This window comes from Pseudomonas sp. TSO6, from assembly GCF_056098905.1.
Window position 1 is genome coordinate 22,467 of the sequence record NZ_JBLZWV010000058.1, and the last position, 13,226, is coordinate 35,692.

6 protein-coding genes are annotated in these 13,226 nt (G+C 50.4%); 5 read left to right on the forward strand and 1 reads right to left on the reverse strand.

All coding sequences use genetic code 11. From position 1 onward, the window contains the following. Positions 1–91 precede the first annotated feature (91 nt). From ACN6NG_RS22505 to galE, 5 genes are all read left to right on the forward strand, one after another. On the forward strand, positions 92–2,623 hold the full coding sequence (locus ACN6NG_RS22505; protein WP_474316282.1) for a glycosyltransferase family 2 protein: 2,532 nt from the start codon (positions 92–94) through the stop codon (positions 2,621–2,623). After that, a complete protein-coding gene (locus ACN6NG_RS22510; RefSeq protein ID WP_474316284.1) occupies positions 2,623–5,019 on the forward strand; it encodes a glycosyltransferase family 2 protein in 2,397 nt (798 codons plus the stop codon). The genes ACN6NG_RS22505 and ACN6NG_RS22510 overlap by 1 nt, the downstream gene beginning before the upstream one ends. A gap of 63 nt (positions 5,020–5,082) precedes the next feature. Beyond that, positions 5,083–6,135 (forward strand): hypothetical protein, encoded by a 1,053-nt coding sequence (locus ACN6NG_RS22515; protein WP_474316287.1) that lies wholly within the window; start codon positions 5,083–5,085, stop codon positions 6,133–6,135. Positions 6,136–6,219: 84 nt separating this feature from the next. After that, positions 6,220–10,884, forward strand: coding sequence for a glycosyltransferase (locus ACN6NG_RS22520; protein ID WP_474316289.1), 4,665 nt, complete (start codon positions 6,220–6,222; stop codon positions 10,882–10,884). After that, a complete protein-coding gene (galE, locus tag ACN6NG_RS22525; protein WP_474316291.1) occupies positions 10,884–11,870 on the forward strand; it encodes a UDP-glucose 4-epimerase GalE in 987 nt (328 codons plus the stop codon). The genes ACN6NG_RS22520 and galE overlap by 1 nt, the downstream gene beginning before the upstream one ends. A gap of 158 nt (positions 11,871–12,028) precedes the next feature. Here galE and ACN6NG_RS22530 read toward each other — a convergent pair whose 3' ends face one another. After that, positions 12,029–13,150 carry a polysaccharide pyruvyl transferase family protein gene (locus ACN6NG_RS22530; protein WP_474316294.1) on the reverse strand — a complete coding sequence of 374 codons (1,122 nt, stop codon included), beginning with the start codon at positions 13,148–13,150 and terminating at the stop codon, positions 12,029–12,031. Positions 13,151–13,226 lie beyond the last annotated feature (76 nt).

Below are 13,226 nucleotides of genomic sequence, written 5' to 3' on the forward strand. Positions count from 1 at the left end.
AAGGGGCGACTTTCGGGTCGCCCCTCTTTTTATTTTTTGTAGCCAAGCCAAGCTTATGTCCAGAATCCTTGACCATGGGCGAGAGACGCTCATGGACGTCTTCCATCGCCACCGTCAGGCCAACGAGCCCATGCTGGCGGCCGCCGCGCTCGACCGTGCGCTGCAAACCGCTGAATATCGGCCGGAGGCACTGGTATGGAAAGGCATCGCGGCCCTGCCGCAGAGGCCAGATCTGGCGTTTTTATTTTTTGCCAATGCCGCCAAGGCACTGCCAGAGCGAGCGGATATCCACGCCCTCGTCGGTCGCAGCCTGCTAGCGCAAAACCAGTTCGAATTCGCCACCCGCTACCTGACTAATGCCTGGAAAGCCCAGCCCAATGATCTCGGCTTGCGCTTGATGTTGTGGGAAGCACGTGGCCGGACGATAGCTCCAGCTGAATTGAAGCGCATGATCTTCGCCTACTTACCAGAGATCCAAAGTGGCAAAGAACTGGCGCAAGTACTGAAGTTACTTGCCGATCAAACCGATGCTCCGCGCTCCGTCGGCGTAGTGCGCTACCTGCCTGAGCTAAAGGAAATCCAGGGCTGGGCTGTCGACATGACCAACCTTGAGGCCCCCGCAGCGCTGGTAATTGAAGTCAACGGGATAAAGCTCAATGCAGTTGCTGGTGCTGCACACCCCCTGCTCCGCGCCGCTGGCCTACCTGACACTCACGGCGGCCTGCGGGTGAGCGTGCCAAACCCTACACCTATGGTGCATCTGCATTTCAGTAATGGCACCGCTCTGGTGGGGAGCCCGGTATATGCGATGCCGCTTTTCCAACCACCTGCCAGTATGAAGGTAAGCGGCGAAAAACAGCCAGTGGACGTGCTGATCCCCGTTTATGACGGTCTCAACGAAACCCTTGAATGCATCAACAGCGCGCTTGAGGCACGCAAATTTAACCGCACTGCACACCGCCTGGTAGTAATCGAAGACCGGACCCCTATTCCTGCGCTGGCCAAGGCCTTAAAGGTTTTAGCGGGTAAGGGGAAGATTACCCTGGTAAACAATGCCGTAAACCTTGGCTTCATCCGCACCATGAACCGCGCCATGGCCCTGAGCCCGACCAAGGACGTGGTCTGGTTGAACGCTGATACTCGTGTTCACGGGACCTGGCTTGACCGCCTCCGCCAAGTGGCCTACAGCGAAGCACGCATCGCTTCGGTAACCCCGTTTACCAACAACGGCGAACTGATGAGCTTCCCACAGAGCCAGATCAGCCATGCCATGCCCAGCGCGAAGGCCCAGGCCGAGCTAGATGAATTGGCCCGGCAAATCAATAGCCCGCCAATGGAGATCGAAACCGGCTGCGGCTTCTGCATGTACATCAAACGTGCCGCGCTGGACGAGGTAGGCTACCTGGACGAAGTTCGCTTAGCGCGTGGCTATGGCGAAGAAACCGATTGGTGCCTACGTGCCCGAGCACTAGACTGGCGCCACATGGGTGCGCCAAACGTATTCGTTGCACACCAAGGTGGCATTTCATTCGGTGCGGAGAAAAGTATGCGCGTTGCTCATAACAACGCCATTTTGCGCAAGCGTTACCCGGACGCATCTGTGCGTTACAAATCCTTCATCCTTCGCGACCCTATCAAGCCAGCCCGCGATGCGCTGCAACGCGCCCGCTTGGCTCAATTGGCCAGCCTGCCCAGTACTAGTCAGCAAGCGTACTGGCCGGCCTCGGCTGACACAGAGTCAGGACAGTCCAGCCTCCCATCAGCCCAACCCACAACGCTTACGCCGGACTCCAACACCCTGCATGTACACAGTGGTTCGCACTGCGAGACATCATTCAATCTCGCCTGGAGCCATGACCCCCACCGCACCAGAGTGACTCTCCAAGCACCTCTAGAGCCATTGCCTTTGCGCCTGGACTTTGAGATCCCACGCGAATTTGGCCAACTGATAGACACATTGCGACTACTGCCTATCAACAACGTCGTTTACGAGCATCTAGACCGCTGCCCGGTTGAACTGTGTGACCTGCCCCGCCAGCTAGACAAGCCATATCACATTATCTGCCGTGACAACCGTTTGCTAAGTGAGGCTGGCGATCGGGACTGGCAAAGATTCGCTTACCAAGCTGCTAGCGTCCAGCTCCCATGGCAAGCCCTGAAAGATGCCCACGTTAATAGCTATCCGAAAGCCAACTGGCTGTCGCCTGGGGTTAACAAGCATCCGCGCATGACAACCGACGCACCGCGTATTTTGATAATCGGCGACATGCTCGATAGCCCGACCATAGCGAGTCGCTGGATGGCGTTGGCCAGACAAATGATCCGCCAACAGATACCGGTTGTATTGCTGGCTACAGCGGATACACCCTCGCTCAAACACTTAAAATCAACCGGCGCAGTGTACCGACTGCCAGAGCTGCCAGGTTTCAGCGTCGCCGAGCGTGCGCATGCAGCGGGTTGCAGTGGCGTACTCAGTTTGGACGACACTCCTTGCGCCAGTTGGCAGGCGCCATTACTGGCAATCGACCTGAATGTCCCACTGTTCGCCGGCCCGAACCCAATAGCAGAAGAGGCCGGGGCTCATCCGCTGTCCTCACTTCCCTTCCCACTGAGCCAAGCCTGATGAACGATGATTTGCTAGGAAAGCCCCAGGCGGGCCCCCGCCCGGTCACCCGGCATGCCTACAAGGGCGCCATTCTGGGACTGCAAGGAGATGTCTTGCACGGCTGGGTAATCAATACCGCAGACCCTGAGCAGCGTCCCGTAGTAGAAGTATTCATCGACTTCGCCAGCGTAGCCTTGGCACGCGCCGATCAGTACGAACCGCTAGCTCCTGAGGGCGACCAGTTCCACGGTTTCAGCGTACAGCTGCGGCACAACTGGCTAAGCGAGGCTCGTACGATCTCGGTGCGCCTGGCCAACCAAGATTTTGCACTGGACGGCGACATCATGGTTCCGGTAGCACCCACCGATGAGGCTGCCTCCATAGCCTCCCAGGTATGGCATACCGGCGGCCTACGCGTTGCCGGATGGTCATGGGACCCGCAGGCTCCAAACCGCCACGTGGAAGTCATCGTGCGAGAAGGCAATCAGATCATCTGCTCTGCCACCAGTAACGTACACCACCAAGCGCTTGCCTACCGCGACACAAGCGACCATGGCTTCGCCATTGACCTGCCCTGGGAGCTTGCAGACGGCCGCCTGCACGTGCTGGATGTCCTCAACGACCTGGGTCAGCCGTTGGCTGGCAGCCCAATCCGGGTATGCTGTTGGCCTGAAGGCGTAGAAGGTTTACTGCGGGAACTAGACCCAACGCATGACGCCCCAACCATTGCGCTACTCACCGAAGTTGCCAAAGAACAGACTCGGCGCTTGCCGAAAAGCGCGAGTTGGGCACATTACCCCCAATGGTTTGAAACCTTCCATCGCCTTGAGGGCCGCGAGGGCGCTACACCAAACGGGAAGCCCGGGTTGTTGCTGATCACCGAAGGTGATGTGGCACTGGAACAAGTCAGCCTGGCCAGCTTGGGTGATGATTGTTCACTCCTGCATCATTTGGTTTCGGCAAACCCAGCTGATACCTATCAAGCACTGCGACAACTCATAGCTTCGGGCTGCGACAGCATCCTTCCGCTAAAGGCTGGCGATCGGCTAGCACCGGGGGCACTTCCACACTTCTGCGCTCTGTTGGGCAATGGAAGCGCTTGGGGCTTCTCCGACTGCGACCGTGATGATGAAGGTGGTGCGCGCAGCTTTCCTTGGTTGAAACCAGTGTGGGACATCGACTTGTTCATTGGTGCGGATATCTACACTCCGGGCGCGGTTTTTGGCGTAGACATCGTGGCTGAAGCACTCACCCTACTAGGGGCCACTGATGACAAGTCTGTTGTAACTTGGTACGACCTATCTGCAGGCATAGCACTGGCCACGCAAAATAGTGAAGCGATCGTCACGCATTTGCCTCGCATGTTATACCACCGTGCATCTAATGAGCCTGCAAGCCCAGAATTAGCTCCAGCTTGCCAGCAGCGTCATCAGGCAATAACTTGGCTGTGTGGGCAGTTGGCCACCGGCACATCAGTGAGCACCTTGGATGATTATCCCGCGTTGCTGCGTGCACACTGGCCGCTTCCTACAAAGCTCCCACTTGTCAGTTTGATCGTTCCAACACGTGATCAGTACGCATTACTCGCTACTTGCATTGAAGGGCTAATTAACCAGACTGATTATCCAGCGCTGGAAATAATCGTAGTGGATAACCAGTCCTCTGATCCAGCCACGCTAGACTACCTGGAAACCCTTGAAAGCCGCGGTATCACGGTGCTCCGGCACCCCTATCCTTTCAATTACTCAACGATCAATAACCGCGCAGCTCAGATAGCCCGTGGTGAGCTGATCGGGTTAGTCAACAACGACATCGAGATAATTGATAGCAACTGGCTGAAAGAAATGGTTTCACAACTGATGCGCCCGCGCGTGGGAGCCGTCGGTGCAAAACTGCTGTGGCCCAACCGTATGGTTCAGCACGGCGGCGTGGTGGTGGGTATCAATGGTTTAGCTGCGCACGCAGGAAACGCTTTACATGATACGGATGCTGGCTACCTTGCTCTCAACCAGATCAGTCGCAAGCAAAGCGCAGTAACTGCCGCATGTCTGCTGTTGAGGAAAAGCACATTTTCCGAGGTCGGAGGACTGGATGAGGAGAAATTCCCGGTCGCGTTCAATGACGTAGATATGTGTTTGAAAATCAGGTCATTGGGCTTATCCCTGCTCTGGACTCCTTTTGCAAAATTAATTCACGCAGAATCCGCCAGCCGCGGCAAAGATGTGAGCCCAGACAAACAAGCGCGAGCGATCAGGGAACAAGAATACTTCAAGCTCAAATGGTGCTCGAGTGGTCAAGTCGATCCTCATTACCATCCCGCCCTGAGCAGTGATTACCTCAGCGGGCCTTACGGTGGCTTGTCGATACCCTCGCGCAATTATCATCCGCGATGGCTTATAGATAAAATCACTTGATGAATACTCGTCATTGAATCACTTTATAGATTTCAAGTTTTTTTCAATTACAGAGCCGGAAAAATGACAGATAATTCCCAAGCTATTCTCGCGCAGCTTCATGGTTGCCAAGAGGAACTGGAAAAACTCATCACAGAAAGTTCTAAGATTTCAAGCACAAATTCCAGCCTGGAGAAAGCTATTAGCGTTCTAGCTGCTCGAGATCCTGGGTATTGGTATTTTGAGCGATGCCAAGTAGTTTCTGCGCCCGAGGATAATTCCTCAGATACGCAGTGGCTTATTGAGAACGTGATCATTGAAGGAAATTTTATTTCCCAAATTCGTTTCCATACCTGCACGGTGGACAACAAATTCGGCATCATGATCCATCATCCGTTCGATGATTTTTTGAAAAACCCCAAAGATAGAAATCCAGAGAATACGCTTGTCTGCATTCCCGAGCCGGGCAATATTTTCAGCGGCAACAATCGGATACTAACAAACCTTTCCTCTTCGTCGTGGAAGCTGTTGACGGGATTATTGGCCTGTATATCTCGAGAACTTGATGAAAGCGCGAAAATCATACTCGACCCCCAGATCGAGATAAGATCACTGAAAGCAAAAATTGTACAACTTAGCAAAACACTTCTCGCGTGGCCAGATTTTTTACGTTTCGACTCCGCAAAGCTTGGCAGTATTGTTCAGACCAACATTAAAAATCGCGTCGAGATACATCTGACCAACGCATCATACAACAAGATGATATGGAAACATGTTAATTACGGAATCGGCAGCATTGATCCAAGCGGTACCACGCTAGGCGAAAACCTTAGAATTGAATTCCCGGAGTCTTCAGTTCAATCACTGGAAAACTGGCACCCGGAGACTGTTGATAGCCGAGGCAAGCGCCTTGAGTTAAGATTTGCCCAACCTTTTGACATGGATACAAAGGTCTGGTCGTCTCTCTCCACTAATGACCATATACTTATCGTCGCACTTATTGCTTCATTCAGCAACCAACTTGAAGGACTGGTTGGCTCTGACGGGCTAACGTTAGAAGATACCGAAAAATGGGACCAACTAGGAAAGCACATCAAACGGATTCTTGGAAAACATCTCACTATGCAGAAGCCCTGAAAGCGATGTTCTCTAACTGAACGCTCGGCGCAGCCAATTTACGGCAGCTATTTCGTAAACCCAGCACTTACACGATGCATAAAAATGAATGACACAGCAAAAACTTCAGCACTCGCTTTAGGTAACAACGCACTCCGCGATGGTGACTTTTGCACAGCCTTGGCTTATTACCGAAAAGCGCTTTCCGAACTACCCCAAATGAAAGAAGCCATTGCGTTTAACATCGCACTGGCTGAAAAAGGGTCGCTGGGAGAAAGCCAGACCAACACGAAACAGCCTGAGCGAATTTCCCGCCCCCTAGCCAGGCCAACTGCTCAAGACTCTTGGAGCAAGATCCAAGGCCTGTTACGAGCTGCCAACCCTATCGATGAGCATTATCAAACCATCCTCAAAAGTGGCGCGTTTGACCATCAATATTACTTATCTCGATACCCAGATGTAGCCACGAGCAATATTGACCCTATAGCTCACTACTGTGCCTACGGCTGGCAAGAGTATCGTAATCCCAGCGAAAATTTCAACACTCATTACTATCTTGCAAAAAACCCAGACGTGGCAAATGCGGGCGTGAACCCATTTGTGCACTGGATTAAATACGGCAAACTGGAAGGAAGAAAGTCCAGAGTCATTGAGGTCAGTTCGAGTCTTTCCCTCGACCGGCACTCTCCGACAATGCTATTCGTAAGCCACGAAGCATCACAAACTGGTGCACCCGCTGTTCTGTTGTCTTTGATGCGCTGGGTAAAAGCTAACACGTCGATTAAATTTTCTATTTTGGTTGGTGCCAGCGGCCCTTGGGATCAGCGCTTCAAGGATATTGGCCCTTGTTTCTTCTTCGATGCAGAGCATCCTCTTGGCTTTGAAGAGGAACTTAAGGCATTCTGCGGCAGCGAAGTTTCCAGCATTTATGCTAACACCATTGCAGCAGGCACTTATGTAAAGCACCTCGACTTCCTGCATGCCGAACTTATCACACATGTGCATGAGATGGAGAATGTATTCGACGTCTTTGCTGATAGCTTCAAATACCTGAAAGAAAAGACGAACCAATTTATTGCTGTTTCTCAAGGATCCATAGACGCACTCAATAAGCGCCTTAGTCCGAATTCCAAGATACATTTCCTGAAGCCGTTTATTGAGAAGCGCACACAGTTCACAACCAGCTATCAACGCCCTTCCGACAAAATCGTCATATTTGGATGTGGGGCAGTTGAAAAGCGCAAAGGCTTTGATTTGTTCTGCGCCGTCGCAGCAGAGTTGCTCGCCAAAGGATTTTATAATTTTAAAATGCTTTGGGTCGGCTCTGCGGAAGGCAAAGATCTTTCGCCGAAAGATGAGATCCAAAAATATAATGTGGACGGCTACGTTGAGTGGCTGGGCTCGCTTGACAACGTACGGGACCACTTTGCAGGAGGACATATCTTCCTGTTGCCCTCGAGGGAGGATCCTTACCCATTAGTCTGTATGGAAGCAGCGGAATGCGGCATGCCCGTTGTATGCTTCGATTCAACAGCAGGCGGGATGCATTCATTTGTGGAAACTGATGCCGGGATTGTAGTGGACTACCTCGATGTCATCGCAATGGCAGATGCCGTTATACGCCTCGCTTCCGATGAACCGCTCCGCGAGAATATGGGGAATGCGGCGGCGAAAAAAGTGGCTGAGCGTCATTATGTAAGTGTAATTGCGCCGCAGATCATGAAGCTGGTCACCCACACCAGTGATACCGCGGATCGCCTTAGCAAACTAAAAAAATTTATTGATAACGCGAAAGTCGTATCTTTTGATATTTTCGATACCTTGGTAACGCGTAGAATCGGCAACCCAGCTGTAGCATTCGATCTAATGGAGCACCGACACACTGCAGCGGAACCAGCGTTACTCTCACTATTTTCGGAGCGGATGAATACCGCTGGAAAGGTTCTTGCATCCCGGCAGGGCAAAGTAGACGACATTACCGTCGATGAAATTTACAACTCCATGTCGTTCTTTACGGCTTCAGATATTGAGAAAGATACTGAAATATCCCTTTGTATCCCTCATCCGCTAGGCATTCAACTCTACAACTATGCCAGAAAGAAAAACAAGACGATTTTCATTGCTAGCGATATGTATCTCGACCAGCAGACCATTGAGAAAATCTTACGTAACTGCGGCATAAACAAATGGGATGAGTTCTTCCTCTCATCTTCGCTGGGCAAAAAGAAAGATACAGGCAAGCTATTTACTCACCTGCTAGTAAAAGCCGAAGCCCTCGGATATAAACCCAAGGATATCTGCCACATCGGAGACAACTGGGTTGGGGATGTACTGAAGCCGCGAGAACAGCATATTATTGCCAAGAGGTTCGCTCCCTTAAATGAGGTTGTGCTTCCGCTTGTACCTCTACCAAAAAATATTAGCGAAGGATTGTCACAGGCCGGTCGTATCTGGGAAAGTTTTTGCACCCAATCGAGCCGCATATGGCATAAAAAGAGCGTAAGAAGCACGGTTGATTTCTATACTAAGTTAGGCTTTGAACTGACAGGGCCTTTAGCGGCGATGATGGCCATGCATACGGCAGGCATTGCGCGCAATAATGATGTGAAGAAAATCGTATTTATGGCGCGCGATGGACGCATCATTAAAAAAGCTTTTGACACGCTCTATGCCGACGAGATCGCCAATAGCACTTTTGAGTCATTGTATTTACATCTTTCGCGCGCAACTGTTGTACCGGCGACATTTTCGCACCCCTTGACTTCCAACGATATCGCCTTCTTGACAGAAGGGTTACATCTGGGTCAAAAACCGGTTCAATACTTTATTGAAAAAGCAGGATTAGATCCGGCCGAGAGCATTGTTTGCAAGAAAGTATTCAGCCGCTTTGACTCGATGGACTTCATTCCGACGTGGAATGATCTCAGTGACCTCAGCGCACTTTTCAAGTCCCTTTCCGCTGAAATTCATGAGGCCACAAAACCACTGCGGGACAGCCTGCTTCAATACCTTAATCAGAATGGGCTGCTCGATGATGAGCATTTCATTGTTGTAGATGTCGGCTGGCTACTTAACATCCACTCACGGCTGGCAAAGTTCATCAGTGCGCAAAATAGCGCAACAAAAATCACAGGCTGTTACGTGGGATCGCGTGATCGCGCGGACAAGAGCCTTACCACCCACTCGCTTCTATTCCACGGTGGAGAACCGCGCAACTATGCACGCCTGATTGAAGACAACACCACATTATTTGAAGTTCTATTTTCAGCGCCTGAAGCTTCGGCGAAGGGACTAACACTGGATCCCGAAACAGGCAAGGTGCTTGCAGACTTCAAGCCTTTAGGCAATCCAGTACCGCCTGAAATACCCGTCGCCCAGAAACTCCATATGGGAGCGGAATCATTCTTCGAAATGCTGGCTGATGCACGCCGTGATTTCTTCCCTGAAGTGATCTCGAGAGACTATTTCTTCCATGTTTTCGAAGCGCTTGTCAGTACACATGATACGGTAGCCAAGGCCCATCTTGGCTCATTTGAGGTCCGTCTGGGTGGGCATCACGAGTTCATCGCGCACGAAAACCTCATCAAACATTCAAGTATGGACACGAATGTAGACTTTAAGGTCAATAACTATCCAGATGAATTTATACCGCTTCATTTCAATGCTCAAAAGCCCAAAAACTCTGCGCTTATCGTGACCTCTGCTGGGCTGTTCAATGGCTCAACACGTTATCGCGGAATGCATCTAGCTGAATCACTTAAACACATTAACATTTCTTCCACACTCGTCTATGCATCACTAAGTATCGACGCATTTAAAAGCCTTGCATCTAATGCGAAGTTCATTATTTTCCAGCGTTGTCTTGAGGACCAAGGAAATGTTGCAGCGTTCCTGGCAATGGCAAAAAGCCTAAACAAAATCTGTATTGGCGAAATGGATGATTTGGTATTCCCCGAGCATCTAGAGACGATTGGCTCCGTCAAAGGTGGCGAGTGGAATATCCAAGAAGCGCAATATGTTGCCGAAGGTTATGAGAAATTAATCAAGAAAATGGACTGCTGCATTGCGTCCACCCCAGCCCTCAAGACCTATATTGAGGAAAGCTATTCGAAGCCAACACTGCTGCTGCGCAATGCCATTACACCAGAGATGGTGAGACCACCCAAGTCTAAAGACTTCAAGCGCCTGAATCTTCTTTACGCATCTGGAACCTATTCGCATAAAGCTGACTTCATGATGGTGGAAGAATTACTTTTCCAGACATTACGTAGCCATCCGGAAGTTAAGCTATCAATCCTCGGCGCGGCCCAAGCTTCAGAGCGCATGCTTTCACTGGATAACGTTTCCAGTTATCCGCTTCTGCCATATGAGTCGATGCTCGACTTCATAGCTAAGCATGACATGCTTTTAGTTCCTCTCGAGGACTCCATCTTCAATAGGGCCAAGTCGAACGTAAAGTTCATTGAAGCTGCAGCGATGGGCGTTCCCGTCCTTGCCTCTGCGGTGGGAGAATTCTCCCAAAGCATCACCCATGGGAGCAATGGTTTCCTCGCTCACGACGTGAATGACTGGCGAACACTTCTCAATGAGATAATCCAAAAACCTAAGCAATTGAAAAATATTTCAAAAAACGCCAATCAAACTGTTAAAAAGTTTTATCTGACCACATCCGCCGAACATGTCCTGAATCAGTTCCTGGAGTTAGCTCAGGAGAACGATGCTGAAGCACATACGTCCACGATCGAACTCATTGATGGGGCAGCCAACTAATGAAGATCCTAGTCATAGGCGGGGCTGGCTATATCGGCTCAAACATGGTGCACCTCCTCGTCAACAGTGGCTTTGAAGTCGTTGTGCTGGACGATTTGAGCTGTGGCCACCGTGATGCAGTTCACAACGCTACTTTGATTGTTGGCTCCACTGAGGACAGTGACCTTTTAGATAGCATATTCTCACAGCACCAGATCAGCGCTGTTATGCATTTCGCCTCTTCGATACAGGTTGGCGAATCCGTAATTCGCCCTGATCTATACTATGTCAATAACTTGAGCAATACGATTATCTTGCTCAACGCTATGATGCGCGCCAACGTAAAGCATCTTATTTTTTCATCTACTGCTGCTGTTTACGGAGACCCGCATTACACCCCCATTGACGAAGGCCACCCCAAGCTTCCACTTAATCCGTACGGTCGTACTAAATGGATGGCTGAACAGGTCCTGCAAGACTTCGACCGTGCTTTCGGGCTCAGATATACTTCCTTGCGTTACTTCAATGCTGCCGGCGCTAACATTTCTGCTTCATTGGGGGAACGTCATGAGCCCGAGACCCATTTGATACCGCTTGTGTTGCAAGCGGCGTCAGGCAGGCGTAACAGCATCTCTGTTTTTGGCTCAGACTATGAAACCAGAGACGGTACTTGCGTTCGAGACTATATTCATGTTCAAGATCTGTGCCGCGCCCATCTACTTGCCTTGAAAAGGCTATGCACAGGCGCCCCTTCCGCACAATACAACCTTGGGAATGGGGAAGGCTTTACTGTTCAAGAAGTCATCAATAGCGCCAAGAGTGTGACTGGACGCAATATAGAGGTTCAGTACTTGCCGAGGCGAGAGGGTGATCCGGCAACGCTTGTTGCAGACTCCAAGCTTGCCAAAATGGAATTGGGTTGGACCCCCCAGCGCTCCGACCTGAATACAATCATTCAAGACGCCTGGGCATGGGAGCTTAGCCACCCTTGGGGTAGATCCTCTTAATTTTTAGTGTAACCTTCATTGACAGTAAAGCCCAGATCATGGGCTTTACTTCAATTTGAGGCTGCGCTTTGAATCACATTTCAAGAGAACATCTAAAACTCTTAGAAATTATTCAATCAAAAGCTCGGAAGTCTCCACCGCATTAGTATGCTCAGAGCTCAAAGCGTACAAGGCAAACCATTATTACGCATGAAGTTCTTATACTCTTCCGCTAGTTCGGCCCGATTCTTATCGAAAGCTTTACCATCGAAACGTGCATACCCGCGGATTTCGTTCAGCGTCACGCCATACTTAACGTCATTTGCCATAACATAAGGGATTTTACTTTTCTCGCACAGTTCACGGATGCGGGAATCGTAAGCGATACATACTGCAGGCACGCCTGCTTGAATCGCCAACATAACGCCGTGAATCCGTGCACCCACTACAAAATCAAATCTTCTCAGATATTCCATCCAAGCAGGAATATTGAAGAATGCGATGAAGTATTTGCGTATCCAATGTTCCAACTGCCCACCATCAAGATTCAATCTGAGGTAAGTACGCAGCTTATTCTTGAATTCGTTATCAGCATAGCTCATATCACCACGAGCAAACGCCACAAGCTCATCAGTTGCTTGGACAATGTAAGAACCATTGGTATCCTCCATGATCCGGACCAAGGAGGCTTCCAGTCGGCTCATTGCCACATGAGAAGGATGGCCGGCAGCGATTGCAACTTTTTTCGGCAACGCTTTATATCGTTCCTCTAGCAACTCACCCAAATTCTTGGTTTTGTTAATGAAAAGAGTAGGACACCCCAAGGATACGGCATTACCTTCAAATCCGTAATGCTCTAGCACCCGGAGAGTAAAATCTCCCCTAACGGTGATATTAGGATTTTTCGAAGGCGCGTGCGCGATAAGCTCTTCAATCCAGCGGATCGTGCCATCTGGCAACTGAGGAATTTCTTCGAAGTTTGCCTGGGACTGAGCCCCCAATCCAATTGCCACTAACTTAGCGTCAACTTTATTGATATTTTGCGCTAGCCCTCCCAAATTTGCATGCGTGCCTAACTGATTAGCGCATGGCAGTATCCCTAAATCCCCGAATCCATTTACAACCTGAGGATCAGAACTCCAAGGCGTTGCAGGCGGCACCATTCCAATCAATCGATTGATGGCGTAGTGGAATGCCAGGTTCCCCGTGTTCAATCCAACATTGTTGTACAGAGTCCTAGTATCAATTGCACTCGAGCCATCTATGCTTTCTTCAAGGCCGAATGTAAAAATCTGAGACATTACGCATCTTCCTCTGAGGCATGCTTACGGTTGCTGTACGTCGCTTCTGCCTGCTTCGGCAGCCAGGTAGGTGGAT

Excerpts from the sequence above, each read along its gene's own strand:
- ACN6NG_RS22505 (WP_474316282.1), top strand. The coding sequence starts at position 92 with ATGGACGTCTTCCATCGCCACCGTCAGGCCAACGAGCCCATGCTGGCG.
- ACN6NG_RS22510 (WP_474316284.1), top strand. The coding sequence starts at position 2,623 with ATGAACGATGATTTGCTAGGAAAGCCCCAGGCGGGCCCCCGCCCGGTC.
- ACN6NG_RS22515 (WP_474316287.1), top strand. The coding sequence starts at position 5,083 with ATGACAGATAATTCCCAAGCTATTCTCGCGCAGCTTCATGGTTGCCAA.
- ACN6NG_RS22520 (WP_474316289.1), top strand. The coding sequence starts at position 6,220 with ATGAATGACACAGCAAAAACTTCAGCACTCGCTTTAGGTAACAACGCA.
- galE (WP_474316291.1), top strand. The coding sequence starts at position 10,884 with ATGAAGATCCTAGTCATAGGCGGGGCTGGCTATATCGGCTCAAACATG.
- ACN6NG_RS22530 (WP_474316294.1), bottom strand. The coding sequence starts at position 13,150 with ATGTCTCAGATTTTTACATTCGGCCTTGAAGAAAGCATAGATGGCTCG.